Here is a 26,702-nt window from a genome sequence, read left to right as displayed (position 1 = left end):
GGGCGATTCGCCCGGGCCCCTCGTCGTGTCAGGACGTCAGTTCAGGGTGAACGTGTACGTCTCGGTGTTGCCGGCGACGTCGTAGACGACGAGGGTGTTGACCCCCTGCACCGCCCCGAAGACACCCGGCTTGATGAAGTTGACGTCGGACCAGGCGTTGTTCGTCAGGTCTTTCACCTTGCCGTTGAGTTCGACCTTGTCGATCTTCCCGGCATCCGACAGCTTGTACGAGATCAGGTCGTACGTGTCGCCGGTCTTGACGGTGAACGACGCGCCGTCCTTGACCGTGGCCTTCGGCTTCGTCGCGTCGATGGTGAACGCGAACGTCCCCGTCTTCGCGATGTTGCCGGCCAGGTCCGAGGCGTTGTACTTCACCGTGTACGCGCCGTCCGGCAGGGTCACCGATGCCGTGTGCGTCGCGGCCTTCGCCCCGTTCGCCGGCGTCTGCGTGCTCTTGACGAGCTTGCCGTCCTTGTAGATGTTCGCGACGACGCGGTCGAGACCACGGTCGTCGGTGGCATCCACCTGTACGTCGAACTTCTGGAAGGGCCCTGCCGTCGTCGGCGTGACCAGCGTGGCGACCGGCTTGATCGTGTCCGCCGGCACCGGCACGTCCGCGCCCTCGGGTGCAGCCCAGAAGATCGCGCGGGCGATGTCGCTGAACGCGCCGACCGGGTGGTTGCGGTACGTCGGGCTGGTGCCGAAGACGAAGGCCTTCGAACCGGTCGGCCCGACCGCGGAGATCGCCGAGGCCTGGCCGGCGGCATCCGCCTGCGAGCGTCCTGCCGAGGCGACCCAGTGGCCGGAGACGAACGGGTCGCCTGCCGCGTAGGTCTGCTCGACCGTGGCGTTGGCGCCGAGGCCCGTGAACCAGGCGAACGACGAACCGAACACGGTGTCCTGCGGGTAGTCGCCGAGGACGCCGGTGGCCGGGGTGTCGACCGTCATGATGCCGTTCGAACCGCTCGTCCCGGTGACGCCCGTCACGGTCGTGATGCCGTACGTGCTCAGGAAGTTCGAACCCGCCGTGCCGCGGCCGACGACGGGCTTGCCCGCCGCGAGGTAGGCGTCGAGCGCGGCACGCCCTGCGGCCTGCGAGGCGTTGAACGTCAGGTTCCCGCCGACGAACAGCAGGTCGATCGTCGACAGGTCGACGGCGCCCGAGGTGATCGTCGCCGCGGTCACGGGGACCGCGTCGGCGAACCCGAGCTTCGCGAGCGCGTCGCGGTCGTCGGAGCTGCTGACGTACCCGACCGTCACCGAGCCGAGCGCGGTGCTCTCCTCGTAGGCCAGCGCCAGGCCGTCGCTCGCGACGAAGTCGACGCCGTACACGTCGGCGACCGCTTCGGCGGCGTCGTACGACGCGGCATCCGGTCCGAGGATGATCGTGCCGTCGGCCAACTGCGAGAGCGCGACGCCCTCGCCGAGCAGCTCGTTGACCGCCTGGTAGTCGGCGACCCCGCGCGGCTGGAACGCGAGGTAGGTCCCCTCGGCGGGGATCGATCCCGTGAGCGGCGCCTCCTCGACGGGTTCGAGGTCCGTCGTGGGAGCGGCATCCATCGTGTCGCCGACGGACAGGACGTCGGCACCCCAGAGGAGCGCGAGGCTCCAGGCGGAGATGTCGTACATCGCCGGGACGCGCTCGGAGATGTCGCTGCCCTCGTCGAGCAGGACGTTCGCGAGGCCGCGCAGCGGCTGGTGCATGTCGACGTAGAACGACCCCGCCGGGTAGGTCACGTCACCGGCCGTGAACGGCGCCGTCGTCTTCGACACCGAGATGCCGTGGACGAGCAGCTGCTGCACGAGCGTCTCAGCGTCGGACGCCGAGCGCTGCGAGCCGTCCGTCGGGATGACGTAGGCGCGCGGGTAGTCGGCGTTGTAGAGGTCGGTCTCGTCCCAGATGTCGGTCCACTCGGTGGGCACCCCGGGCGCGAGGTCCTCGGGCGCGATGTCGGCCGGGATCACCTTGCTCGGCTCGCCCGCGAGCCCGCGGCGGAAGATCTCGATCTGGTTGTCGAGCAGCGAGTCGCGGTGCTCCTGCACGTAGTCCGACACCGTGTCGACGACGATCTCGGCGACCTCGATGTTGATCTTCGACCGGGCGGGCTGGTCGCCCGAACGGCCGAGCGGCAGCTCGACGGTGTTGGTGATCGCGCCCTGGTAGGCGACGTACTGCGGGGCGAAGATCGGGGGCCAGTCGTCCCAGCCGGCGCGCTGGTCGCGGAACGGGATGTTGATGTACCCCGTGTTGGTGTTCACCACGCCGCCGGACGCCGGGTCGTAGTAGGTGTTGCCGGGGATGTTCGCCGCGGTGACGCGATCCTCGATCTCGAGGGCTGTTGCGTAGGCGTGCGGCACGAACAGGTCGTACTCGTAGTTCTCGCCGTGGGGCGGACCGCACGGCTCGACCTGGAGCACATTGGTGTAGCCGTGCAGGTCGACGAAGTACGTCGGCTGGATGATGCTCGCGAGATCGCGGACGACGGATGCCTCCGCGGTCGCGCCCGTGACGAAGTCGCGGTTCGCGTCGTACCCGTTGGCCGTCGCCCGCTGGCCGAGCGCGCGGCCGTCGGGGTTGTTGGTGACCGTGAAGTAGAGCCGGTTCTTCGCGATGAGGTCGAGCACCTCGGGGTCGTCGCTCGTCGCGAGGTCCTCGATGTAGTTGAGGGTCGCGTCGGTGCCCTCCCACTCGTTGCCGTGGATGTTGCCGTTGTACCAGATCGGCACCTTGTAGCCGGCCTGCAGCGCCTCGTCGGCGGCCGCGCCGGCCGGGTCGTACTTCACCTTGTCGCGCCAGGCCGACTGCTGGGTGACCTCGGCGGCCGTCTCGGGCGCCGTCACCGTGACCATGTAGATGTCGCGACCGAGCGCCGACTTGCCGACGACCTGCGCGGAGACCCGGTCGCTGGACTCCATCAGGCCGTTGATGAACGGTGCGATCTCGTCGTACGGCATCACTCCGCGAGCGATCGAGGCATCCGTCGGCAGGTCGGGCACGACCTCGAGCTCGGGCTGCGACGGATACTGCGTGGGCATCTGGATGTACGGCGAGAGCGGTCGGACGATGTCCAGGACCGGCGGCTCCACCGCGGCGAAGGCGGGTGTCGCGACGAGGGCCGACGTCATGACGACGGCCCCGGTGCACACGCCCGCGAGGGTTCGCTTGAGCACGGATTCTCCATTTCAGGTTCAGCCGACCTGGGTCGGGTGGTGCTGCGCCCGCGGCACGGCCTCGGTTCGACGATGAGCCGGGGGCGATGTGCTGGCAAATCTATGCGATGGGATGTTTCGGGCAACAGCCCCTCGGTTACGTTCGCGTGACGGGTGGATGAGTGCCGGCGCCGCCGTGGCGGGCCCTCATCGGTGCGACCGGCCGCCCCCGCTCGATACACCCGCGACCGCCGTCGATGCAAGAGCATCCCTCGGGTTTTCCAGATGGTTGTGCACAGGTGGCGCGGCCCGGCCCGTGGATTTCCAAAGAACTTTTCCCACACAGGTGTGGATTGTGTAAATCCCTGATCAAGTTGAAATTGCAACCGTGTAATTCACACGATTTCCACAGTTCTCCACAGGCGGTGTGCACACGATCACCGGCGTTTCGCCCAGTTTCTCCCCAGAGTTATCCACAGGTGCAGTTGTGTGTGGAGAATCGGTTCCCTAGCCTGAATCAGCGTCTCCCGACCGGCCCCACGGCCAGCCCCCGATTCCGGTGTCGGAAGTCCTTGATAGGACTGATCCGAGAGGCAGACGCGCGCTCGCGCGGGGCATCCGCTCTGCCGGAACCGGAGGTCATGGAGTTGTCGATCGCGCACATCGGACTCGCGGAGCAGCCTCCCGACGACGGTGAGTCCCGCCGCGGCGAACGCACTCCCCCGCACGACCTGCTCGCCGAGCAGAGCGCGCTCGGCGGCATGATGCTCTCGAAGGACGCCGTCGCGGACGTCATCGAGACGATCCGCGGCGTCGACTTCTACGTGCCCAAGCACGAGGTGGTCTTCAACGCGATCCTCTCGCTGTACTCGCACGGCGAGCCGACCGACGTCATCGCGGTCACCGACGAACTCACGAAGAACGGCGAGCTCCAGCGCGCTGGCGGCGTCGAGTACCTGCACACGCTGACCTCGCTCGTGCCCACGGCGGCGAACGCCGGGTTCTACGCGACGATCGTCGCCGAGCGCGCCCTGCTGCGCCGGCTCGTCGAAGCCGGAACCCGCATCGTGCAGATGGGCTACGCCGGCGAGGGCGAGGTCACCGAACTCGTCAACAACGCCCAGGCCGAGATCTACGGCGTCACCGGATCGGTCGAGACCGAGGACTACGTGCCGCTCACCGAGGCCGTGACCGCGGCCATCGACGAGATCGAGGCGGCGAAGCACACCGACGGCAAGATGGTCGGCGTGCCGACGGGGTTCCACGACCTCGACGACCTCACCAACGGGTTCCACCCCGGCCAGATGATCATCGTCGCCGCGCGACCCGCGATGGGAAAGTCGACCCTCGCGCTGGACTTCGCGCGCGCCGCGTCGATCCACCACGACCTGCCGACCATCGTCTTCTCGCTCGAGATGGGCAAGGCCGAGATCGCCATGCGACTGCTCTCGGCCGAGGCCAACGTGCCGCTGCAGAACATGCGCAAGGGCACCGTCGACGGCCGCGACTGGACCACGATCGCGTCGACGCGCGGCCGTATCAACGACGCGCCCCTCTACCTCGACGACTCCCCCAACATGACGCTCGTCGAGATCCGCGCGAAGTGCCGCCGGCTGAAGCAGCGCGTCGGACTCAAGATGGTGATCATCGACTACCTGCAGCTCATGACGAGCGGCAAGCGCGTCGAGAGCCGCCAGCAGGAGGTCTCGGAGTTCTCGCGTGCGCTGAAGCTCCTCGCGAAGGAGCTGCAGGTGCCGGTCATCGCGCTGTCGCAGTTGAACCGTGGACCGGAGCAGCGCGCCGACAAGATGCCGGCCCTCTCCGACCTGCGTGAATCCGGCTCGATCGAGCAGGACGCCGACATGGTGATCCTGCTCCACCGCGAATCGGCCTACGAGCGCGACAGCCCCCGAGCCGGCGAGGCCGACCTGATCGTGGCGAAGCACCGAAACGGACCGACGCGGACCATCACCGTCGCGTTCCAGGGGCACTTCTCGAAGTTCGCCGACATGGCGCAGGTGTAGGGGTTCGCCCTCAGCTCCGCTGCGGCGCCTGCTCCGCCTCGTCGGACAGGCTGTGCCAGGTCTCGAAGGTCAGATCCGACGCCCCCTCGACGTCGCCCGCGACCAGGAGCGTGATGAGCTGTTCGTGGCGTTCCAACGAGGCCCGACCGTCGGCGGCGAACCGTCCACGCTCCGCACGGCGGACGACGGGTCCGAACTGGTCGAGCACGGAGGCGATCGCCGCATTGCCGAGCGCTGTCACCGGCACCCGATGGAAGTCCTCGTCGGCGTCAAGGGCTGCGGCGAGGTCGCCGCTGAGCAACGCCTCGGCGAAGCGCCGGTTCGCGTCCGTCATCCGCTCGATCTGGGCTTCTGTGGCGTTCCCGGCCATCTCGCGGACGGCGAGCACATGCATGGCGGCGACCACGTCCTTCGCGTCGCGCACCGCCTTGGGGTCGATCGTGCTCACGGTCGTGGATCGACCGGGCTTGGCGACGACCAGTCCGCTGGCTCCCAGGCGCAGCAGCGCTTCGCGCACCGGGGTCCGGCTCACCCCGAGCCACTCGGCGAGCTCTCCGTCCCTCAGTTGCTCCCCAGGCAGGAACGTGCCGTCGACGATGGCGTCGCGCAGTCGGCGGAAGACGTCGTCGCGGAGGAGTGAGCGATCCACGCCCGGGACCGTGCGAGGAATAGGCATGCAATATATTGCGCACGCCTTCGACGTCGATTGCAAGTCGCCGGATTCCTTGTCGCACGATCCAGTATGCAATATATTGCGTACTGCGCGCGTTGTACCAGGCACCACCACCAACCCGGCTCCACCGAGCCGCATCTGGAAGGAAGCGTCATGTCGACCAACGGAGAGATCACGAACGTCGTCCTCGTGCACGGAGCATTCGCCGACGGATCCGGCTGGCGCCGGGTCTACGACCTGCTCACCGCCCGGGGCTACCGCGTCTCGATCGTGCAGAACCCGCTCACCTCTCTCGCCGACGACGTCGCCGCGACCACCCGCGTGCTGGACCTGCAGGACGGCCCGGCCATCCTCGTCGGCCACTCCTGGGGCGGCACCGTCATCACCGAGGCGGGCGTGCATCCGAACGTCGCGGGCCTGGTCTACGTATCGGCGCTCGCGCCGGACGCCGGCGAGACCACCTCGCAGCAGTACGAGGGATTCGCCGAGACCCCCGAGTTCGTCATCGACGTCGGCGAGGACGGCTACGGATTCCTGCGCCGCGACAGGTTCCACGCCGGCTTCGCCGCCGATCTGAGCGAGGCGGACGCCGCATTCCTGGCCGACAGCCAGGTGCCGATCAACATGGACGTCTTCGACTCCGTCGTGAGCGCCGCCGCGTGGCGGGACAAGCCCAGCTGGGCTGTCATCGCCACCGAAGACCGGGCGTTCGACCAGGCGATGCTGCAGCACATGGCCGGCCGCATCGGCGCCGACATCACGAATGTCACCGGCAGTCACGCCCTGTTCATCACGCAGGCGGACACCGTCGCCGACGTCATCGTCACCGCCGCGAAGTCGGCCGCCCGGGAATCCGCCGAGGCCGTCGTCAGCTGACGTCTCGCACCCGCCCGGGGTCGGTGCGCAGCCACGGCGAGCCGACCCCGGCCACTCCGGAGGAGCACGATCATGTCGATCACGACATTCCAGGTTGCGCTGTGGGTCGAGTTGCTCGCCGCCGGACTCGGCGGGCTGCAAGGCGCGCTCTTCGCCGCCGACACGCGCCACCGACGCATCGATGTCCTCGGCGTGCTGGTCATCGGACTGATCGTCGCGCTCGGCGGGAGCCTGCTGCGCGACGTCGTCCTGAACCAGCCGCCCGTGGTCATCTGGATGAACTGGTACCTGGTCGTCGCCGGCGGCTCCGCCCTGATCGGGATGACGCTCCAACCCCTGATCGCTCACGCCGGATGGCTGATCACCCTGCTCGACGCCGTCGTGATGGGGCTGTTCGGCGCGATCGGCGCGACCAAGGCCCTCTCCCTCGGTGTCGGAGAGGTGGGCGCGCTCGTCGTCGGCGTGGTCGGAGCGATCGGCGGGGGGATGCTCCGCGACATCGTGCTCAGCATCCCCGTCTCGTTCCTCCGGGTCGGCACCCTCTACGCGGTTGCAGCCGGCTCCGGGGTCGGGGTCCTGGTGCTGCTCGTGGAGTTCGGAGTCGCTGTGCTCATCGCCTCGACCATCTGCGTCGCGGTCACCACCGTCGTCCGGGTCGCCGCGGTCGTCTTCGACTGGAAGTTCCCCGAACAGCGATCACTCCACCGACCGCGGCGACGCTCGCCCGCCTGACGCCGGCCTGCGCACTCACCCGCGCGCTCACCCCCGCTGAACAGCCCAAGCGAGGCTGCCGACGGGCAGGCCGAGCGACCACTCGGCGACGTCGGCCGCGAAGCTTCGGCGGACGGGGTGATCGATCTCGTCGCCGCTGTTCACGTACGAGCCGCTGCCGTCGATGGCGAGGAGGATGCGGATGCTCGCGACCTCGGCGTCGGCCACGTCGAAGTCGCCGGCCGCCCCGCCCGCGGCGATGATCGCAGTGAGCCGCTCGCGGTCGAGAGCGTCCTGCTCCTCGAGGACGCCCGCGAGCGCCGGGCTGAACCGCGCGAGGTGGCGCGCGTTGAGCCAGAGTTGCGCAAGGGGCGCCGATGCGCCGCTCTCGACGTGGTGGAGGAACCGGGCGAGTCGCTCGACGGGTGTGCCGTCATGCGGGAAGAAGCGTTCCCGTTCGACCGATGCCGCGCGCCCGAAGGCTTCGGTGACGAGGTCTTCGGCGGCCGGGTAGTAGTGCGTGATCAGGCCGGGCCGCACGCCGAGCCGGTCGGCGACGGCCCGCAGCGTGACGCGTTCGAGGCCCTCGCCGAGCGCGATGGTCGCGGCCGCTTCGACGATCTCCTCGCGCCGCTCCTCGGGCCGCTTCCGCGTCCGGCGCGATTCCGTGCTTGACGCCATGGCATCCATGTTATTGAATTGGCGACCAATAAGCCATTGGTCAACCGACCAATAAAGGTCGACCGACCAATGAAGTCCGGGAGGGTGTCATGTCCACGACCACCGAGGAACTCGCCGACGTCGCCACGCGCCCCGAGACGCGCGGCATCGAGCTCATCGCCGACGGCGAGCGCCACGGTCGCGCCCGCGACCTCTTCCTCGTCTGGGCGGCGCCCGGGGTGAGCATCCTGAACTTCACGGTCGGAGCGACCCTCATCCTGCTCGGACTCGAACTCTGGCAGGCCTTCGCCGTCATCCTGGCGTCGGCACTGCTGTGGGTCTTCCCCGGCGTCATCGCCGCGAGCGGACCGGCAGCCGGCACCTCGGGTTCGGTCGTCACGCGGGCGATGTACGGCATCCACGGCAACAAGGTGTTCGTCGCCTTCGTCGGCTGGTTCATCGGCGCCGTGTTCCTGTCGCTCACCTGGCTCGCCTCGTCGTTCATGGGATCGGTGCTGCTCGCCCAGGTCGGCATCTCCGATCCCGTCTGGGTGCCGATCGGCGTGACGATCGTCGTCTCGGCGGCCACGATCCTGGTCGCGATCTTCGGCCACGGCCTGATCCTGCGCGTCTACCCATACCTGGCGGCGGCCCTCTTCGCGATCTTCCTCGTCGTCGCCGCGTTCATCCTCCCGACCGCCGACTGGCGGTACGCGGCGCCCGAACCGCTGTCCGGAGTGCCGCTGTGGTCGGCGATCACGATCGGCTTCACGATCCTCGCCTCCACGCCGTTGTCGTTCATCAACAGCCCCGACATCGCCCGTTACCTGCCGCGCTCGACCAAGCCCTCGCACATCGCCGCCGCGACGGCGCTCGGCGGCGCGCTGCCGTTCGCGGTCTTCACCGGGGTCGGCGCCCTCCTGGCCACGGGCCTCAGCGCCGACGGCTTCGCCGCGGGCATCGACGTCGCCCTGTTCACGATGCTGCCCGCGTGGCTGGGCCCGATGCTCGTCATCGGCGTGATCATCAACACGATCGCCCTGAACGCGATGACCGCGTACACCTCGAGCATGGCGCTGCAGGCGATCGGACTCCCCCTGCGGCGCATCCCCGCCGCGATCATCGTCGGCGTCGTCGGCACCGCGCTGACCATCTACCTCGTGCTCTCGTCGAGCCTGCTCGAGGCGGCGAACCTCATGCTCCAGTTCCTCGTCGTGGTGTCGGGCCCGGCGATGGCGATCTTCACCGTCGACGTGCTCCTCCGCCGCTTCGCCTACGACGGGATCGACCTGTTCGACGAGCGACCCGGCGGCCGCTTCTGGTACACGGGCGGCTGGGGCTTCGCGGGCCTGATCGCCCTCCTGCTCGGCGCGGTCGCGACCGCGGTCTGCCTCGCGACGGATGTCTGGGCCGGGCCGGTCGCCGAGTCGACCGGCTTCATCGACCTGTCGGTGCCGATCGGGATGATCGTGGCCGCGGTCGCGTACGCACTGCTGTTGCGCACCCCGCTCGCGAAGGGAGGCCGGCCGTGAGCACGCTGTACGTGGGCCGCGTCTTCACGGCCGACGCCGAGCACCCGTGGGCCGAGGCGTTCGCGATCGACGGCGACACGATCTCGTTCGTCGGCCGCCCCGCCGACGCACCGCGCACCGATCGGGTCGTCGACCTCGCCGGCTCGATCGCCCTGCCCGGGTTCACCGACGCGCACACCCACGTGCTCCACCTGGGCAACGCCCTCGGCGACGTCGCACTCACCGATGCGCGGTCGCTCGACGAGATCCAGGGCCGCCTGCGCGAGGCCAGGGCCGCCGATCCGACGGCGACCGCGCTGCGCGGGCGCGGGTGGCTCTTCGACTCGGTCCCCGGGGGACGGCCGACGAGGTGGATGATCGACGAGGCCGTGGCCGACGTACCGGTCTACCTCGACGCGAACGACTTCCACTCGTGCTGGGTGAACAGCGCCGCGCTCACCGAGCTCGGCATCACCCGCGACACCCCCGACCCCCTCGGCGGCTCGATCGGCCGCGACGATGACGGAGAGCCGAACGGCATGCTCTTCGAGACCGCGGCGACGAACTTCGCGTGGGCCCACCGCGACCGGACCACGACCGACGCCGACCGCGACCTGGCCGTCGAGCGCGTGCTCGCCGCCTACGCGGCGGCCGGGGTCACCGGTGCGATCGACATGGGGCTCGACGAGCTCGGACTCGCCGCACTCCAGCGCGCGCAGGCGAAGCGGGGCGGCGACCTGCCCCTCCGCGTCTCGGGGCACTGGCTCGTCGCGAACACCGGCGACCCCGACGCGAACCTCACCCAGGTCGCGCGCGCCGCCGAACTCGCCGCCGATCCCGCGACACCGTGGTTGAGGGTCATCGGCATCAAGCTGGTGCTCGACGGCGTCATCGACGCCTGCACCGCGGCGATGCGGCATCCCTACGCCGACGGCAGCAACGCCGAGCCGATCTGGCCGCTCGACGCGCTGAAGCCGGTGGTCGCCGCCGCGGATGCCGCAGGCCTCCAGATCGCCCAGCACGCGATCGGCGACTTCGCGAGCGAGATCGCGCTCGACGCGATCGAGCACGCGGTGGCCGTCAACGGCGACCGCCCGCGCCGGCACCGCATCGAGCACCTCGAGTACGCCGCGCCCGGCACCGCCGAACGGATGGCGCGCCTCGGGGTCACGGCCTCGATGCAGCCCGTGCACGCCGACCCCGCGATCTTCGCGAACTGGGCCGAGATGCTCGGCGACGACCGAGTGGACCGGGCGTTCCCCTGGCCCGAGTACGAGGACGCCGGTGCGCTGCTCGCCTTCTCGACCGACGCCCCCACCGCGCCCCACGACCCGCTCGCGAACCTGTACGTCGCTTCGACCCGGGCCTCGGCTCTCGACCCGACGGTCCCCGCGACGCATCCCAAGTACGCGCTGCCGCTCGAGCGCGCACTCGGCCACGCCACCCGCGACGCGGCGGCATCGGTCGGCGATGGCGCGTGGCGGGGACGCATCGCCCCCGGGTACGCCGCCGACGTCGTCATCGTCGACACCGACCCGTTCACCGAAGGCGAGGGGGCGCTGCTGACGGCCCGCGTCCTCGAGACCATCGTCGCCGGTCGGGTGCAGTTCGCGGCCGACGCCGGGCCGACGAGCGGGTAGCCCCGGGAACACCGGACGGTACGGTTCGACGCGGCCAGTCGTCGGCGCAGGTCGACGGCGTGGGCGATCGGGCCACAATGGGAACATGCTGAACCGACTCGATCCCGGCATGCGGGTCGTGGTGCGGTACATCCTGCCGACCGGCCAGGCGACGGATGCGCTGGGTCCGCTCGTGTCCATCGACGAGCGTGAACTCGTGGTCGACGGCAAGCGCGGTCTCGAGACGATCCCCCGCGGCGCGGTCGTCGCCGCGAGGGAGGTTCCGCCTCCACCGGCTTCACGTCGCCGCGGCTGAGCCGCGGAAAGCACAGGATTGACCTACTGTGCGGCGCTATGTACTGTGTGTCGAATGGCAGATAGCGGCGCACAGCTCGCCAAGCTGGAGCAGGACCTCCGCAAGGGCGTCCTCGTGCTCGCCGTGCTCTCCCAACTGCGCACGAAGCAGTACGGCTACTCCCTCCGGCAGGCGCTCGGCAGGCGCGGGATGCCGATCGAGGAGGGGACGCTCTATCCGCTGCTGCGGCGCCTCGAGAGCCAGGGACTCCTGGCCTCCGAGTGGCACGCGGAGGACGGTCCGCCGCGCCGCTATTACGAACTCAGCGCGGAGGGCACTCTGCTCTTCCATGAGCTGACCTCCGCGTGGGGGTCGTTGGCGTCGGTCATGGACCGGCTTCTGAGCGAGGAGGACTGATGGACCCGAAGGCCATCATCGACAGCTACGTCGGCGACGTGGTGCGACACCTTCCGCAACGGCAGCGCACCGATGTCGCACTCGAACTGCGCTCGCTGCTCGACGACGAACTGGCCGGCCGAGCGACCGATTCCGATCGGGCACCGGATGCCGCGATGACCATGGACCTGCTCACGGCATTCGGCGCCCCGCAGGACGTGGCCGACCGATACCGTCCGGCCGGCTTCACCGTGATCCGTCCGTCGGATGCCCCGCGATTCACCTGGCTCGCCCTCGGTGGAGTCGGCGTGATCTGGGTGGTGTCGCTCGCGGGCTACCTCTCGGGCGCCATCCCCGTCGTCGGCTGGGACTACGGTGCAGACGCGTGGTGGGGCCGGCTGACGGTGTGGTGGCTCGGCCCCGGAATCGGTGCGTTCTGGTGGCCGGGGCTCCTGATCACCTACACCCTGCTCGCCGCGCTGGCGAACCGACGACGCGACGCATCCTCCGAGTCCTGGACTCCTCGAGCAGCGCCCCGCATCCCAGCGCAGACGATCGATCGCGATCTGGTGAGCCGCACGGGATTGGTCGTCACGATGGCGCTCAGCCTGCTGGGAGCGACGACACTCCTCGCGCTGCCCGGACTGCCTTCGGTGGCACCCTGGCTCCCCCAGCCGGCGCTGGACGCACTCGCCCTCGACGAGCAGTTCCTCGCCCTCCGCGCTCCATGGATATTGCTCGTGGGAGCCGCGTACGTCGGGCTGGGGATCGCGCTGCTGATCGCGGGCCGTTGGTCTCCGCCGCTGCATCGCCTCCACGGGTGCTGGATGTCGCCACGTTCGCGGTGATGCTCTGGTGGATCCTCGGCGGTCCGATCTTCGTCTCCCCGGAGGCGGATGCCACGTGCAAGGCCCTGCTCGCGATCTTCGTCCTCTACCTTCCGGTGGACGCGGTGCTCGCCTTCCGTCGCGCCACGATCGCGGCGGTGATCCGACCGATCAGGTCGTAGGGCACGGGGGCGGAGTGCGGGAACACGACCGAGTCCTTCTCCGTGCGGTGCGGCGCGACCTCCGACTCGAGGAGTTCGTCGAGGGTCGGCACCGGATAGATGCCGATGTGCTTCTTCCAGCCGGCGAAGTGCAGGGCGTACCGGCCGCCGAGCATGACGGCCGGCATCCCGTACCGGATCCGCTCCTCGGGATCGGGGACTTCCGCCTCGATCACCTCGCGGATGCGCTGCAGGCGCTCCGCCACCTCGGGAGGAACGGTTGCGAGGTACTCGTCGATCGTCGCTGGACCGGTCATGCGGGCAGTGTACGCCCGTGCCTCCCGCCGACGCACTCACTCCCCGACGACGTCCTGGAACTCGTCGAGGAGCGGGAACATCGGCCCGTCGAGCTCGACCTGGGTGAGCAGGATCGCGATCGTGCCGTCGGGTTCGACGAAGAAGTCGGTGCCCTGCCCGCCCGACCAGCCGTACCTGCCCGCGCGCGGCCCCGAGGTCTGCACCCCGACCCCGAAGCCCCAGCCCATGCCGTCCCAGAACCCGGGGTAGAAGCTGTCGTCCGTCTTCACCCGGGCGGGGGCCTGGTCGCCGGTCATCGCCGCGAGGTGTTCGGCCGAGAGCATTCGCTCACCGTCCACCGTGCCGCCGAGCGCGAGCATCCGCAGGAATCGGAGGTAGTCCGTCGCCGTCGACACGAGCTCGGCGTGGTCGACGTCGAACGGTGGAGTGCCCGCGTAGAACCCGCCCCCGGCGGGCTCGGTCTCGACGAGCCCGCCGCCTTCGTGACGGTACGCGGCGGGCAGCCGGTGCGCCTGATCGGCGGGAGTCCAGAATCCCGTGTCGACCATGCCGAGCGGACCGAACAGGTCTTCGGCGAGGTGGTCGCCGGTCGGCCGGCCGGTGATCCTGGAGATGAGGATGCCGAGGATGCCGAACGAGTGGTGGTACCGCCAACCCTCCCCCGGCTGGAAGGCGAGCGGCAGCTCCGCGAGGCGGGCCAGCCACTCGCCGGCGCCCAGCGCGACCGGCTCGGCATCCGCTGCGGTTCCGTTGTCCTCCATCGCGCGCTGCAGCGGCGAGTCGACCACGATGCCGCCGTACCCGCTCGTGTTCGTGAGCAGGTGCCGCAGCGTGATCGACCGTCGCGCCGGCACCGTGTCGTCGAGCGGCGCGGTCGGCGAGGTGAGCACCCGTCGGCCGCGCAGCTCGGGCATCCACTCGTCGAGCGCGTCGTCCAGGCCGACGCGACCGGCTTCGACGAGCCGGAGCGCCGCCACCGCGGTGATGGCCTTCGTCATCGACTGGATGCGGAAGATCGCATCGGGCGTGATCGGCGGGCCCTCGATCGCACTCGCGCCGACCGCGACGACCTCGCTCTCGCCGTCGGCCGGCGCGAGGATCGCAACCGCGCCGGGGATGGTCCCGCGCTCGAGGTGCCGCTCCAGCAGGTCCTTCAGCCCGGTGGTCATGGCGCGAGTCTGACACACCGCTCGTCGGCCGTCAGCCCGCGACCAGTGTGATGACCCCGACGCTCACGGCGGTCGTGAACGCGGTCCACAGGACGATCGCGACGGCCTGCCAGAGCAGGATCCAGCCCTTCGAGACGCCGGAGGCGACGAGCATCGCCGAGGTGATCTGCGTCGGCAGCGCGAGCGGGCCGAGGATGCTCGCCCCGGGCACGCCGAAGCGGACCAGGAAGCGGCGGAAGCGCTGGCGGCCCTTCGATTCGGCCTTCGCCGACGTCGCGGATGCCTCGGGCTGATCCGGCTCGACGAGTGGAGCGGCATCCGACCCGCTCGCGCCGACCATCGCCGGGACGCGTTCCGGCGCTCGGCGACGCGCCCGCGCCGCGACGATGGCGGCGCGGATGCGCGCCCCGAACACGACGACGACGAAGACGGAGAGGAAGTTGCCCGTGACGGCTGCCGCGAAGGCGACGAACGGGTTCAGGCCCGCCCAGACGCCGAGCACCGACGCGAGCTCGCCCTCGACGAACGGGATGGCTGCTGCGGCGGCCACGATCAGCGGCTGCACGAGCAGGGGGACTTGGGACATGAGGTCTTGGAGTGCCTCGATGAGGTTCACGACGGTCCTTTCAGCGGTTCGGTCAGGTAGTGGTTCGGTCAGGTAGTGGTTCGGTCAGGTAGTGGTTCGATCAGGTCGGCGGTTCGGTCAGCGGCCCGACACGACCCCCGCGGCGATCACGGCGTTGACGACGACGGCGGTCATCGTGCGGGTGACGGCCTGCGCCGCGGCATCCGCGCCGAAGTCGCCGCGCTCGAGTTCCTTCGCGCGGGTGGCGACGGCAGACCCCCAGGGGATCTCGCGGTGCAGCGTCGGCAGCGCGCCGCTCGCCGAGAGCAGGGCGGCGAGCGCCGCGGTGCGCGCGGTCGGCTCGGCGCCGTCGACGAGGGTCGCCCGGACGGCGGCGACCAACTGCTCGCGCCGGCCGGTGTCGCCGAGTTCGATCGTCTCGGTCGGGATGAACCCGAGCACCCTGCCGCGCTCGCGCCGCAGGTCGCCGCGGGCGACGAGCCGGTCGAGCACGGGTTCGCGCAGGCGCGGGCCGATCGCGGCGAGTGCGGTCTGCACGCCGCGCGACTTGTCGGCCAGGTACTCCCACATCGGGAGCAGGAGTTCGTCGTCGGGTGCGGTGTCGCCCGCTGCCGCGACGACGGTGCCCCGGGCGCCGCGGTCGTCGACCGCCACCGCGTCCTCGAGCGCGAGGTCGGTGAGCACCGCCCCCGCGAGCACGTAGAACAGCGTGTTCTCGCCGGAGACGGTTCCGGACGCCGGCTGGAAGAGGAGCAGGAGGAGGTCGTCGGCGACGCCGTATCGGGTGGTCGTCGCGTCGTGTCCGGCCTGGTCGGTCATGAGCTTGCCTTTCGCTGGAGTGCATGTCTCGCTAGTACAGCGTACTAGCACACTGTACTAGTACGCTGTGCGGGTCGGTAGTATTCCCTGAGACAGGAGGTGGTGACCATCGGCACTCGCGAGCGCATCCTCGACGCGGCGAAGGAGATCACGCGCGAAGCGCTCGAGCGACCCAGCGTGCGCGCCGTCGCGGCGCGGGCCGGCGTCGGTGCGAGCACCCTTCGCCACTACTTCCCGACGCAACGCGCGCTCATCGACGCGGTGCTCACCGACATCTACGCGGAGGCGATGCCCGACGCCAGGATCCACGACACGTCGGTTCCGCCTCGCGAACGGCTCCGAGAGAGCCTGTGGGCCCTCCTCGAACCGTTCACAACGGAAACCCAGGCGCGAGAGACCTGGCAGACGATCTACGAGGCGTTCATCTCCCCGGAATCGACCGACGAGGCGCGGACGGGATACCTCGTGCTCATCCGGCAGGCCGAGCTCCGCGTCGAGTCCTGGCTCGCGATCCTCGAAGCGGAGGGAGCGCTCGCGCCGGGCGACACCCGGGAACGCACCCGCTTTCTCATGGCCGTCATCGACGGGCTCTCGCTCGACCGCGCGATCCTCCCCGCGTCCGAGCGCCTGAAGTTCGAGGCGTCCACGCTCACGATGGCGATCGACGCCGTCTTCGGCGGCCCAGAGCACTGAGGCGCGCCGGGGGCGGCCCCGCAAGGCCCGGATGCGTCAAGAATCTCCAATCCGGTGAGCTGCCGGCGGCGGCATCATCTCGACATGGACCTCGTGATGAACCCGCTCGCCGTCGGCCTCGCGGCCGTCGCCGCCTTCGTGGTCGGCGGCATCTGGTACTCGCTGTTGTTCGCGAAGCCGTGGCAACGCGCAGCCGGGGTGAGTGACGAGCAGCTGCGCACGGGCATGGCGCGTATCTTCATCGGCTCGTTCCTGCTCGCCGTCGTGATGGCCGCGAGCCTCGCCGCCTTCATCGGCGCGGGCGGCCTCGCGTTCGGAACCGTCGCGGGCCTCGCGGCCGGGCTGACGTGGGTGGCCGCCGGCCTCGCCATCACCTACCTGTTCGAACGCCGCCCGTTCGCCCTCTGGGCGATCGATGCGGGGTACCACGTCGTCACCTTCACCGCGATGGGCGCCATCATCGGCGGGATGCAGGCCTGAATCCGGATGCCGCTACGACGCGGGCACCTGGTCGAGCGGCACGAAATGCGCGACCTCGGGCCCGTGCTCGGCGACGAGCCGGTAGTACTCCGCGGGTGTCCAGCCGCTGAACCGTCGGAACGCCCGGATCACGTCGGGCTGGTCGTAGTAGCCGGATGCCGCGGCGAGGCCGGCCCAGTCCGGTCGGCCTCCGGCGGCGTGCACCGCGTCGATGAACCGGTGGAACCGCTGCACCTGCGCGTGGTGCTTCAGCGTCGTGCCGGTGACCGCTCGAACGCGGGCGAGCAGCGCACGGTGCGAGACGCCGAGTCGCATCGCGAGCGGACCGATCCGGATGTCGGGATCGGTCCGGACCTCCTCGAGCGCTGCCTCGACCAGCGGGTAGCGAGGGCCGCCGGCAGCAGGAGTCCGTTCCTCGGCGAAGTCGAGCAGGGCGTCGACCGCCTCCGTCGGGCGATCGATCGTCCGCAGCCGCTGCACCAACTCGTCGACGCCGCCGAACACCGCGCGCGCATCCGTGACGCGCCCCGCCGTCGCCGCGGGCGCCGCCGCTCCGAGCGCGTGGAACCCGGTCGGCGCGAGTTCGAGGCCGACGTGCCGGATGAGCGCGGGCGACTCGATCACGAGGTATCCGGACTGCAGACCCGACACGAACGCATCGGACACCTCGGTGGCGACGCCGCCGGCATCGAACTGTCGGTACGAGGTCGAGAGGTTGACGATCAGGTGCGCGAACGGCATCGGCAGGATCTTCTCGAACCGCCGAGCCGGCTGCGTCTCGAGGAACCACGCGCGCACGACGATGCCCGCCAGCTTGCTCGGGGGGTCGCGTTCCTCGTGGATCACACCGTCACGGTACTGCGCCGGGCCGGCCGACCGTACGCCGCGGGCGGCGTCATCGCGGGATTCGCGGTCGTGCGGACCCGATTCGACCGCGAGTATGCTGTCGCCCGACCGGCGGGCGGAGCCGCCGGCTGCGCCCCCGGGGGGAGGGCACGTGAACTGGTTCTACGACACGAGCGTGTGGATCACGCTGCCGGTGTTCGTCGGCGGGTTCGTGCTGGCGTCGTGCCTGATCGCGCTCGGCCTGCGCCCACTGGTGCGCCGCTTCGTCGACGACCGAAAGCAGTGGGACCGCGCCCTGGCGCACGTGATCGGCACGTTCGGCGTCTTCTTCGGCATCCTCCTCGCACTCGTCGCCGTCTCCGTCTACGAGAACTACGCCAGCACGCACGCGGCGACCCTCGACGAGGCGGTCGACCTCGGAGCGCTGCACCGCGGCACCGACGGCCTGCCGGAGTCCATCGGCGAGGAGATGCGCGATCGGCTCGACGCCTACGTGCACGTGGTGATCAACGAGGACTGGCCCGACCAGCGCGAGGGCCTGATCCCCGAGGCGAGTGCCCCCCACGTCGACGAGTTCGATCGACTCCTGCACGGGTTCGAGCCCGAGACGGCCGGCCAGGAGGCGGTGTACCTCCAGCTGCTGGCGACCTTCGACGAGTTCGTCGAGGACCGCCGCGAGCGGATCGACGCGGTGACGCTGCAGCTCCCCCTGCTGTTCTGGCTGGTCATCTGGGTCGGCGCGATCATCAACGCGGTGCTGATCGGGCTGATCGACGTGTCGAGCCGGCGCATGCACGTGTTCATCGCGGGGATGCTCGCCCTGTTCATCGGGCTCGTCATGTTCGTGACCGCCGACATGGACCACCCGTACGCCGGGACCATCTCGGTCGGTCCGGGCGCGTTCGAGCGCGTGGACGTGCAGCTGCTCGACGACTGAGCGGCCGCGCCACTGCCGGGCGAGCCCGCGATACCGTTGCCGAATGCGCTGGGGTCGGGTGTACTTCGCCGTGCAGGCGGCTGCCGGCGCCGCATGGTGGGTCGCCGTCTTCACCGTGCCGTTCGTGCGCGAGGCGACGCTCGGAAGCCTCGATCCCATCGTGATCGCGGCGCTCGACCTGCCGCTGTTCGTCCTCGCCTCGGGGATCGCCGCGGCCGGTGTTCGATGGGCGGCGTTCATCGCGACGGGATGGACGCTGCTCGTCGCGCTCGGCCTCGCGGGCTACGCGACGTTCACCGGGGAGGCCGGGTGGGGCGTGCTCGCGATGGCGGCGGCATCCGGTGGTTCGATGCTCGCGCTGTGCCTCGTGACGCTCGGCAGGGTGCCGACCGAATGGCTGATCCGAGGTCCGTTCGAGTTCCGGCCGGCCGATCGGCGTGGAGACGCCCGCGCGCACCTCGCCGGGACGGGCCTCGAGATCGTGGTGTTCTGGGGGCTGTTCCTCTGCGTCATCCCGATCGTGATCGCGTGGTTCGAGTCCAGGTGGCGGCTCTCGGTCGACTTCCCGCCGCCCGCCGTGCCCATCGGCATCGCCGTGCTGCTGCTCGCCAGCGCGCTCGGCATCTGGGCGGCGGTCGCGATGTCGGTGCGCGGGGACGGCACGCCGCTGCCCGCCGCGATGCCGAACCGCCTGGTCGTCGCCGGCCCCTACCGGTTCGTGCGCAATCCGATGGCCGTCGCCGGGATCATGCAGGGCGCCGCGGTCGGGCTGATCCTCGGCTCCTGGCTGGTGGTGGTCTACGCCGTCGCCGGCGCCGTCCTCTGGGATCACGTCATCCGCCCGCACGAGGAGGCCGATCTCGAGGCGCGCTTCGGCGACCCGTTCCGGCGATACCGCGCCCAGGTGCGCTGCTGGTGGCCTCGCCTTCGCCCGGTCGCCGTCGGATACGGTGGCAGCCATGACCACACCTCCTGAGGCGATGCCGACCGTCTCGATCGTCATCCCGGCGTACAACGAGGAGGCGAACATCCGCCGCTGCCTCGAGGCAGCCCTTGCCCAGACGGTCGCGGCGCACGAGATCGTCGTGGTCGACAACCGCTCGACCGACGGCACGCGCGCGGTCGTCGAGGACGTGCAGGCGGAGCATCCCTCATCCGGCATCCGCATCGTGGCGCAGGATGCCGAGCAGGGCATCACCCCGACCCGGAACGCCGGCTTCGACGCGGCGACCGGCGAGGTGCTGGGGCGGATCGACTCCGACTCGATCCTCGAACCCGACTGGGTCGAGCAGGTGCAGCGCGCCTTCGCCACCGGGCAGTTCGTGGCCGCGAGCGGGCCCGTCGGCTACTACGACATGCCCATGCACCGCCTCGGCGAACTCGCCGACGACGCCGTGCGGCGTGTGCAGGTCAAGCTCGCCGGCGAGTACGTCTTCCTCTTCGGCAGCAACATGGCGATCACGAAGGAGGCGTGGCTCGCGGTGCGCGCCGACGTCTGCCCCGACCGCGAGGACCTCATGCACGAGGACCTCGACCTCGCGCTGCACCTCGCGCTGAAGGGCCTGCGCGTCGGCTACGTCTCGTCGATGGTCGCGAACATCTCGGCGCGACGCCTCGACTCGAAGCCGCGCGACTACCTCTACTACGTCGAGCGGTTCAAGCGGACGTACGAGGCGCACGGCATCCACGACCTCCGGCCGCTCGCGCCGATGATCACCCTGCTGGGCATCTACCCTGTGCTGCACGCAGAGCGTGCCGCGCACGGCCACCGCACCGCGCAGCAGTGGGGCGGTGCGCCGAAGCAGGCCGAACCAGCCGAGCACTGATCATCTCGCTCACGGGCTCCGGAGCTTCGATGCTCGCCGAGTCGAATCGATTCGACTAGGATGGTCGGTCGGCACCCATCGTCGATCCGCCGTGCCGCACCACATCCCCTGATCCAGCCTCTTCCCGCGAGCCTCCATGTCCACGACCCTCATCACCGGGCGCCCCTGGCGCGTCATCCTGCTGTTCTCGGTTCCCCTGCTCATCGGCAACGTCGTGCAGCAGCTGTACCAGTTCGCCGACGCGCTCGTGGTCGGCCGGCACCTGGGCGTCGACTCGCTCGCCGCCGTCGGTGCGACGGGCAGCCTGCTGTTCCTGCTCCTCGGCTTCGCCTGGGGCGTGACCTCGGGGTTCGCGATTCCGACCGCGCAGGCGTTCGGCGCCGGCGACCACGCGGCCGTGCGGCGTTCGGTCGCCACGGGCACGCTCCTGACCGGCGCGATCAGCCTCGTGCTCACGGTCGGCGCACCGCTCATCGCCGAACCCGCCCTGCGCCTGCTGCAGACCCCGCCAGAGCTGCTCGCCGAGGCCACGGTGTACACGCAGATCAGCTTCCTCGGCGCTGCCGCGATGATGGGCTTCAACTTCCTCTCGGCGATCATCCGGGCCATCGGGGACTCGCGCACGCCGCTGGTCTACCTGACCGTCGCGTGCGTGCTGAACGTCGTGCTCGTCGTGCTCATGGTCGGCCCGCTCGGTTGGGGCGTCGCAGGGGCTGCCGCGTCGACGGTGATCGCGCAGGCGATCTCGGTGGTGCTCTGCCTCGTGCACGTGCGCCGCCGGCTGCCCGTGCTGCACGTGCGCCGCGCGGACTGGCGGATCTCGCGCGGCGACATCGTCGAGCACCTGCGGCTCGGCCTCCCGATGGGGTTCCAGGCCTCGATCATCGCGATCGGCACGCTCGCGGTGCAGGTCGCGCTCAACTCGCTCGGCGCCGACGCGGTCGCCGCGTACACGACGGCCTCCCGCGTCGACGGGCTCGCGGTCGCACTCCTGCAGTCCTTGGGCCTCGCCGCATCGATGTACGCGGCGCAGAACATCGGCGCCGGCCGCCCCGACCGGGTGCGCCGCGGCGTCGTCGAGGCGACCTGGATGGCGCTCGCCGCCTCGCTCGTGCTGGGGGTCGTGCTCGTGCTGTTCGGCACGTTCCTCGTGCGCCTGTTCGTCGGCGAGGGATCCGACGAGGTCGTGCGGATGGCGGCCCTCATGCTGTTCATCAACGGTGCGAGCTACTCGGCGCTCGGCGTCCTGTTCGTGCTCCGCGGCACGCTGCAGGGCCTCGGGCACACCCTCGTGCCGACCGTGACCGGAATCATCGAACTCGTCATGCGCGTGGGCGCAGCGGTCGTGCTCGGTGCGCTGGTCGGGTACGTCGGCGTGGTCTGGAGCAACCCGCTGGCGTGGCTGGGCGCCGCGGCGATGCTGGTCCCCGCGTACGTGCGCGAGCACCGCCGACTCGGCCGGATGCCCGTGAACCCGACCGTCGTGACCGAGACGACGGCGGTGCCGATCATCGGACCGACCGACGGCTCGATGGTCGTCGACGCGGTCGTCACGCAGTCGATCCCCGTGGTTCCGGCGCGCGACGCCGCTGCGGATGCCGCCGCGCGCGGTTCGTCGCCCGGATCCGACGCGTCGCGACGCGGGTCGCGGATCAGTGCTCCGCGGTCGGGCCGCCGCAGCCGTCAGCCGCGCTGACCCGCCAGTTCGATGTCCTCCGCAAGGAGGTCGGAGTTGATCGCCCCCGCGATCAGCGACCCCGCGCCCATCGAGACCGGGACGTTCGACCGCTGGTCGACGACGTTGCCGACCGCCCAGACACGGTCGACGCTCGTGCGTCCGTCGGCGTCGACGTCGACCCACTCCCCTGCGCGGCCCGGCTGGTCGACCGAGACGGATGCCCCGAGCGCGCGCAGCAGCGCGTCGTTGGGCCGCAGCGTCGGCGGGGTGAAGATCACGTCGACCGCGACGTGACGGCCGTCGACCTCGACGCCGGTGACCCGATCGTCGGCATCGACGACGAGCCGGGTGACGACGCCCGGCTCCACCCGGATGCCCCGCTGTCCGAGTCGCTCGAGGTCCTCAGGACTCGGGTCGCCGATGCCGTTCGGCAGGTACACGACCCGGTCCGACCACTGGCGCAGCATCTGCGCGCCCTCGTGGTTCGCGGGCATCGAGGCGAGGAGCCCGATCACGTCGTTCCGGTGCTCCCAGCCGTCGCAGTACGGGCAGGTCACGACACCTCGACCCCACTGCTCGCCGAGGCCCGGGATGTCGGGGAGCTCGTCGGTCAGCCCGGTCGCGACGAGCAGGCGCCGGGCCCGGAGCATCCCGTCGCCGGTTGCGTCGTCGGCGGTTGCGACCTCGATCGCCGGGTCGGCCAGCCGGATGTCGCGCACCTCGCCCGTGACGATGCGGCCGCCGTACCCCTCGATCTCGGTGCGGCCGAGCTCGAGCAGGCGCGTCGGTGGCAGGTGGTCGTGGCCGAGTACGCCGTGCATGTGCGCGGCGAACCGGTTGCGCGGGCGGCCGGCGTCGACGACGACCACACGTCGGCGGGCGCGCACGAGCGAGAGCGCGGCGCTGAGTCCCGCTGGTCCGCCGCCGATGACGACGACGTCGAGGAGCCCGTTCGAGGAGTCGCGGTCTTCGCTCACCGCGCGCACGTTACGCGGCCGGCGCCGCCACGGCCAGAGGAATTCCTGCCACGCGTGGCATGCTTTCGGGATGTCCGACCTCGAGCTGGCGACCATTCCTGCCGGAGCGGTGACCCTGCACGACGCCAGGCGCAAGCTGCATCGGACGGTCGAGCTCGAGGCGTTCGAGATCGGTGTCTACCCGGTCACTCAGGAGCAGGTCGGCGAACTGCTGGGCATCACGGCGAATCATCCCCGGCGTCCGGCGACCGACGTGAGCTGGTTGCGGGCGGTGCGATTCTGCAACGCGGCATCCGAGTGGGAGGGACTCGACCCCGCCTACACGTTCGACGGCGAGCAGGTGCACTGGCACGTCGACGCCGACGGGTTCCGCCTGCCGACAGAGGCCGAGTGGGAGTACGCGTGCCGCGCGGGGTCGACGGCACCGCACTACGGTCCGCTGCGCGAGGTCGCATGGACGAGCGCCGACGGCGTGACCTCGCCGCAGCCGATCGGCGGGAAGCATCCGAACCTCTTCGGCCTGTTCGACACGCTCGGCAACGTCTGGGAGTGGTGCTGGGACCTGCTCGACCCGGCCCGCTACGACGAGTACCGGGTGTTCCGAGGCGGCGGCTTCGCCGACGACGCCTGGAGCGTGCGGGCGTCGGTTCGGCGCGGCGGTGCGCCGCGCATGCACCACGAGGACGTCGGCCTCCGCGTCGCACGCGGCGGGTTCGATGCCACGGATGCCGCGCAGGGCTGGTCGGCGGCGGCAGATCTCGCGCGCGGGGAGGTCGACGGGCCGATGCCCGCCGGGTGGACTCCGCGCGGCCGCTGACACGCGCATCGGGCCGCGGCGTGCACGCGGCGGATACGGTGGGAGCATGACGCGTGGTTCGCACGACCTGGTGCTCCTCGACGGTGGCACCTTCACGATGGGGTCGGAGGAGTTCTACGCCGATGAGCGGCCGGCCCATCAGCGCGAGGTCGCGGCGTTCCGCATCGCCCGCCACGCGGTGACGAACGAGCAGTATGCCGTGTTCGTCCACGACACCGGCTACGTCACGGTCGCCGAGCGCGAGATGGATCCGGCGGACTTCGTCGGCGCCGACCCCGCCGACCTCGTGCCGGGCGCGATGGTGTTCACGCCGACCTCAGGGCCGGTCGACCTGCGCAACTGGCGCAATTGGTGGCGCTGGCAGCCGGGCGCCTCCTGGCGTGCGCCGTTCGGCCCCGGATCGACGATCGACGACCGGATGCGGCATCCGGTCGTGCACGTCGCCTACGAGGATGCCGCCGCCTACGCGACGTGGGCCGGGCTGCGCCTGCCCACCGAGGCCGAGCACGAATACGGCGCGCGCGGCGGACTCGACGGCAAGCGGTTCGCGTGGGGTGACGAGCCCTACCCCGACGGTGTCGCGCAGGCGAACTCGTGGCTCGGACGCTTCCCCTACGACAACCAGGGCGTCGGCGGCACCGCGCCCGTCGGGTCGTACCCGCCCAACGGCTACGGCCTGTACGACATGACCGGCAACACGTGGGAGTGGACGACGGACTACTACACGCCGCGGCACCTGCGCCTGTCGGACAAGCCGGTCGACGCCGGCAAGCGCGAGAACCTGCTCGCCGCCGCGAGCGCGCAGGAGGGCGTCGACATGCCCCGCCGCGTACTCAAGGGCGGCTCGTTCCTCTGCTCGCCCGACTACTGCCTGCGCTTCCGGCCGGCGGCGCGCTCGCCGCAGGCCGAGGACACGGGCATGAGCCACGTCGGCTTCCGGGTGGCGGCGGACGCGTAGCCGGCGGGGCCGGCCTGCGCCGGTCAGTCGGCGCCGCGGATCTTCGACGCCCCGATGATGGCCGCGAGCCCGAACCCGATGGCCGTGAGCACCGGAGTCAGCACGACCAGCAGTGGGATCGGGTTCGCATGGAACCGCGGGCCGCCTGGAGCACCGATATAGGCCCCGATGGGCACGGAGAAGCCGCCTCCGCCACCGCCGCTGCCCTCACCGTGACCGGCCGGCACCTGCGTGCCCTCCTGCGTCTCACCGGATCCCTCGCCCGCGCCGAACCCGAAACCGACGAGTGCGACCGGCACGAAGTCGGCACCATTCAGACTGATCTTCTCGCCGTACGCGACCTTCGCACCCCACGAGGGCACGGCCCCCGCCAACGTCTCACTCAGCTTCCCCATGGCTCGACGCTACGCGCGTCGGCGCCCGGTGACCAGACTTCGCCGATGAATCCTCGACTCACGGGCGGGGCGGCGTCCCTCACCCACCCGATCCGGATCAGCCGGACGACGCCCCGGCGACGGCGGCCAACCCGACCATCCCGACGAGGTAGGCGAACAGCACGACGAGCGAGTCGACGCCGATCCCGAGGACGCGTCGCCGCGATCTGAGCGTGAGTCCGACGAGGTAGACGACCGTCAGCAACGCGGCGAGGGCGCTGAGGTACACGTCGACACGGTCCAGCCCGACCAGCACCGTCTGGCCGGAGATGAGGGCCGCGGGCAGGAAGAGCACGGGCAGGAACGCGTTGCCGCCGAAGATGTCGCTCACCGCGAGTCGGTCGTCGCCCGTGCGGATCGCCTGCACGCCGGTCGAGATCTCCGGCAGCGCGGTCGCGGCGGCGAGCACGGTGGCGCCGAACACCACGCCCGAGACGCCGAGGCGGTCGGCTGCGGCATCCCCGGACCACTCGAGCGCGAGGCCAGCGACGAGCGTCGCGGCGGCCGCGGCCCCGAACACGAGGGCGACTTTCCAGGTCGGGCGGCGATGGTGGACCGACCTCGCACGTGCAGGCCGGCCGGGCCGGGTGGGCAGCGGCCCGTCGCGATGTCCGGATGCCTCGGCCGCAACGTGTGCCGCGCCTCGGTGCGCGCGCCGCACGAGCAGCAACCCAAGAACCCAGACGCCGACGATCAGCACCGGGATGGGCGTGACACCCGCCACCTCGACCGTGCCGGGCACCTGGCCGCCCGCGATCACCAGCAGCAGCACGACGACCACCACGGCGGCCTCGATCACCAGGACCGGCGAGGCTGCGCGGGTCATCAGCGGCAGCCGAGTCGACCCGTTCGCTCGCTTCGGGCGGACCGCGTCGAGCAGCACCAGCACCACGGTCTGCACCGCGATGCCGCCGAGGATGTTGCCGACCGCGAGATCGAGGCTGCCCGACAACGCCGCGCCGACGGTGATCGCGATCTCGGGCAGGTTCGTCGCGATGCCGAGCAGCACGAGGCCGCCGAGCGCGCTGCCGAGCCTGAGCCGGTCGTCGAGCACCTCGGTCGTCTTCGACAGTTGCACCCCGGCGAACCAGACGACGCCGACGGCGGCCGCGAACACGAGGCCGATCGCCCAGAGCGGGAGTGCGTCGGTCGGCCAGGTCATGCGGGGCGCCCGCGCGCCGAAATCGTCGTGATGGTCGCGCGGGTCACCGCGCGGGCTGCGCAGGCGACCGAGGCGAGGTGCATCCGCTCACGATATCGG

General features: G+C 70.6%; 27 protein-coding genes. 16 read left to right on the top strand and 11 right to left on the bottom strand.

From position 1 onward, the window contains the following. Window positions 1-36 precede the first annotated feature (36 nt). Entirely contained in the window at window positions 37-3,171 is a 3,135-nt protein-coding gene (locus ELQ40_RS18545) for a M14 family zinc carboxypeptidase (RefSeq protein WP_127795020.1), read from the bottom strand. A gap of 626 nt (window positions 3,172-3,797) precedes the next feature. On the opposite strand from ELQ40_RS18545, the gene dnaB reads away from it, so the two are divergent. Continuing rightward, entirely contained in the window at window positions 3,798-5,174 is a 1,377-nt protein-coding gene (gene dnaB, locus ELQ40_RS18540; protein ID WP_127795408.1) for a replicative DNA helicase, read from the top strand. Between the two features lie 10 nt (window positions 5,175-5,184). On the opposite strand, the gene ELQ40_RS18535 is transcribed toward dnaB, so the two are convergent. Continuing rightward, complete coding sequence (locus tag ELQ40_RS18535; protein WP_370296512.1) at window positions 5,185-5,886, bottom strand: GntR family transcriptional regulator; 702 nt, start codon at window positions 5,884-5,886, stop codon at window positions 5,185-5,187. Between the two features lie 114 nt (window positions 5,887-6,000). On the opposite strand from ELQ40_RS18535, the gene ELQ40_RS18530 reads away from it, so the two are divergent. Together ELQ40_RS18530 and ELQ40_RS18525 are read left to right on the top strand one after the other, a co-directional pair. After that, a complete protein-coding gene (locus ELQ40_RS18530) occupies window positions 6,001-6,723 on the top strand; it encodes an alpha/beta fold hydrolase (RefSeq protein WP_205649385.1) in 723 nt (240 codons plus the stop codon). Between the two features lie 72 nt (window positions 6,724-6,795). Next, window positions 6,796-7,455 (top strand): trimeric intracellular cation channel family protein, encoded by a 660-nt coding sequence (locus tag ELQ40_RS18525; RefSeq protein ID WP_127795018.1) that lies wholly within the window; start codon window positions 6,796-6,798, stop codon window positions 7,453-7,455. A gap of 27 nt (window positions 7,456-7,482) precedes the next feature. Here ELQ40_RS18525 and ELQ40_RS18520 read toward each other — a convergent pair whose 3' ends face one another. Continuing rightward, window positions 7,483-8,115 (bottom strand): TetR/AcrR family transcriptional regulator, encoded by a 633-nt coding sequence (locus tag ELQ40_RS18520; RefSeq protein ID WP_127795017.1) that lies wholly within the window; start codon window positions 8,113-8,115, stop codon window positions 7,483-7,485. 89 nt (window positions 8,116-8,204) lie between these two features. On the opposite strand from ELQ40_RS18520, the gene ELQ40_RS18515 reads away from it, so the two are divergent. The 5 genes from ELQ40_RS18515 to ELQ40_RS18495 all read left to right on the top strand — a co-directional run bounded on the left by ELQ40_RS18515 (window position 8,205) and on the right by ELQ40_RS18495 (window position 12,763). Next, a complete protein-coding gene (locus tag ELQ40_RS18515) occupies window positions 8,205-9,626 on the top strand; it encodes a cytosine permease (protein WP_127795016.1) in 1,422 nt (473 codons plus the stop codon). Then, on the top strand, window positions 9,623-11,245 hold the full coding sequence (locus ELQ40_RS18510) for an amidohydrolase (RefSeq protein WP_127795015.1): 1,623 nt from the start codon (window positions 9,623-9,625) through the stop codon (window positions 11,243-11,245). Before ELQ40_RS18515 ends, ELQ40_RS18510 begins: the two co-directional genes overlap by 4 nt. 85 nt (window positions 11,246-11,330) lie before the next feature. Next, a complete protein-coding gene (locus tag ELQ40_RS18505; protein WP_127795014.1) occupies window positions 11,331-11,540 on the top strand; it encodes a hypothetical protein in 210 nt (69 codons plus the stop codon). Window positions 11,541-11,594: 54 nt separating this feature from the next. After that, window positions 11,595-11,936, top strand: a complete 342-nt coding sequence (locus tag ELQ40_RS18500) for a PadR family transcriptional regulator (protein ID WP_127795013.1) — start codon at window positions 11,595-11,597, stop codon at window positions 11,934-11,936. Next, window positions 11,936-12,763, top strand: a complete 828-nt coding sequence (locus ELQ40_RS18495; protein ID WP_127795012.1) for a hypothetical protein — start codon at window positions 11,936-11,938, stop codon at window positions 12,761-12,763. The genes ELQ40_RS18500 and ELQ40_RS18495 overlap by 1 nt, the downstream gene beginning before the upstream one ends. Before the next feature lie 85 nt (window positions 12,764-12,848). On the opposite strand, the gene ELQ40_RS18490 is transcribed toward ELQ40_RS18495, so the two are convergent. The 4 genes from ELQ40_RS18490 to ELQ40_RS18475 all read right to left on the bottom strand — a co-directional run bounded on the left by ELQ40_RS18490 (window position 12,849) and on the right by ELQ40_RS18475 (window position 15,795). Continuing rightward, entirely contained in the window at window positions 12,849-13,220 is a 372-nt protein-coding gene (locus ELQ40_RS18490; RefSeq protein ID WP_127795011.1) for an iron chaperone, read from the bottom strand. 36 nt (window positions 13,221-13,256) lie between these two features. Further along, window positions 13,257-14,390, bottom strand: a complete 1,134-nt coding sequence (locus tag ELQ40_RS18485) for a serine hydrolase (protein ID WP_127795010.1) — start codon at window positions 14,388-14,390, stop codon at window positions 13,257-13,259. Between the two features lie 31 nt (window positions 14,391-14,421). Further along, on the bottom strand, window positions 14,422-15,006 hold the full coding sequence (locus tag ELQ40_RS18480) for a small multidrug efflux protein (protein ID WP_205649384.1): 585 nt from the start codon (window positions 15,004-15,006) through the stop codon (window positions 14,422-14,424). Window positions 15,007-15,093: 87 nt separating this feature from the next. Continuing rightward, window positions 15,094-15,795 (bottom strand): GPP34 family phosphoprotein, encoded by a 702-nt coding sequence (locus tag ELQ40_RS18475; RefSeq protein ID WP_127795009.1) that lies wholly within the window; start codon window positions 15,793-15,795, stop codon window positions 15,094-15,096. Window positions 15,796-15,897: 102 nt separating this feature from the next. Between ELQ40_RS18475 and ELQ40_RS18470 the strand changes: the two genes are divergently transcribed. Continuing rightward, window positions 15,898-16,488, top strand: a complete 591-nt coding sequence (locus ELQ40_RS18470; RefSeq protein ID WP_205649383.1) for a TetR/AcrR family transcriptional regulator — start codon at window positions 15,898-15,900, stop codon at window positions 16,486-16,488. Between the two features lie 84 nt (window positions 16,489-16,572). Further along, on the top strand, window positions 16,573-16,968 hold the full coding sequence (locus ELQ40_RS18465; protein ID WP_127795007.1) for a DUF1761 domain-containing protein: 396 nt from the start codon (window positions 16,573-16,575) through the stop codon (window positions 16,966-16,968). Between the two features lie 12 nt (window positions 16,969-16,980). Here ELQ40_RS18465 and ELQ40_RS18460 read toward each other — a convergent pair whose 3' ends face one another. Next, entirely contained in the window at window positions 16,981-17,814 is an 834-nt protein-coding gene (locus ELQ40_RS18460) for a helix-turn-helix domain-containing protein (protein WP_164863700.1), read from the bottom strand. A 151-nt stretch (window positions 17,815-17,965) separates the two neighbouring features. Between ELQ40_RS18460 and ELQ40_RS18455 the strand changes: the two genes are divergently transcribed. The 4 genes from ELQ40_RS18455 (at window position 17,966) to ELQ40_RS18440 (ending at window position 22,273) form a co-directional block, all read left to right on the top strand. Next, the gene (locus tag ELQ40_RS18455) at window positions 17,966-18,751 is read left to right on the top strand and encodes a DUF4239 domain-containing protein (RefSeq protein WP_164863699.1); all 786 of its coding nucleotides are present in this window, start codon (window positions 17,966-17,968) and stop codon (window positions 18,749-18,751) included. 43 nt (window positions 18,752-18,794) lie between these two features. Next, a complete protein-coding gene (locus ELQ40_RS18450; protein ID WP_127795004.1) occupies window positions 18,795-19,727 on the top strand; it encodes an isoprenylcysteine carboxylmethyltransferase family protein in 933 nt (310 codons plus the stop codon). Beyond that, window positions 19,711-20,577 carry a glycosyltransferase family 2 protein gene (locus ELQ40_RS18445; protein ID WP_127795003.1) on the top strand — a complete coding sequence of 289 codons (867 nt, stop codon included), beginning with the start codon at window positions 19,711-19,713 and terminating at the stop codon, window positions 20,575-20,577. Before ELQ40_RS18450 ends, ELQ40_RS18445 begins: the two co-directional genes overlap by 17 nt. A 136-nt stretch (window positions 20,578-20,713) precedes the next feature. Continuing rightward, on the top strand, window positions 20,714-22,273 hold the full coding sequence (locus ELQ40_RS18440) for an MATE family efflux transporter (protein WP_127795002.1): 1,560 nt from the start codon (window positions 20,714-20,716) through the stop codon (window positions 22,271-22,273). Here the strand turns inward: ELQ40_RS18440 and ELQ40_RS18435 are convergent. Next, on the bottom strand, window positions 22,261-23,232 hold the full coding sequence (locus ELQ40_RS18435; protein ID WP_205649382.1) for an NAD(P)/FAD-dependent oxidoreductase: 972 nt from the start codon (window positions 23,230-23,232) through the stop codon (window positions 22,261-22,263). The two genes, ELQ40_RS18440 and ELQ40_RS18435, sit on opposite strands and share 13 nt — an antisense overlap. A 70-nt stretch (window positions 23,233-23,302) precedes the next feature. On the opposite strand from ELQ40_RS18435, the gene ELQ40_RS18430 reads away from it, so the two are divergent. Together ELQ40_RS18430 and ELQ40_RS18425 are read left to right on the top strand one after the other, a co-directional pair. Continuing rightward, window positions 23,303-24,049, top strand: coding sequence for an SUMF1/EgtB/PvdO family nonheme iron enzyme (locus tag ELQ40_RS18430; RefSeq protein ID WP_127795000.1), 747 nt, complete (start codon window positions 23,303-23,305; stop codon window positions 24,047-24,049). Between the two features lie 46 nt (window positions 24,050-24,095). Beyond that, window positions 24,096-25,007: a formylglycine-generating enzyme family protein gene (locus ELQ40_RS18425; protein WP_127794999.1), complete on the top strand. Its 912-nt coding sequence runs from the start codon at window positions 24,096-24,098 to the stop codon at window positions 25,005-25,007. A 23-nt stretch (window positions 25,008-25,030) separates the two neighbouring features. Here ELQ40_RS18425 and ELQ40_RS18420 read toward each other — a convergent pair whose 3' ends face one another. Together ELQ40_RS18420 and ELQ40_RS18415 are read right to left on the bottom strand one after the other, a co-directional pair. Further along, entirely contained in the window at window positions 25,031-25,402 is a 372-nt protein-coding gene (locus tag ELQ40_RS18420; RefSeq protein ID WP_127794998.1) for a hypothetical protein, read from the bottom strand. 97 nt (window positions 25,403-25,499) lie between these two features. Further along, on the bottom strand, window positions 25,500-26,603 hold the full coding sequence (locus ELQ40_RS18415; RefSeq protein ID WP_127794997.1) for a sodium:calcium antiporter: 1,104 nt from the start codon (window positions 26,601-26,603) through the stop codon (window positions 25,500-25,502). Window positions 26,604-26,702: the final 99 nt, after the last annotated feature.

It is taken from the genome of Agromyces sp. LHK192, assembly GCF_004006235.1.
GTDB lineage: Bacteria > Actinomycetota > Actinomycetes > Actinomycetales > Microbacteriaceae > Agromyces.
Note: the sequence above shows the minus strand (reverse complement) of the source record. Positions and strands in the feature narration are given on the sequence as shown.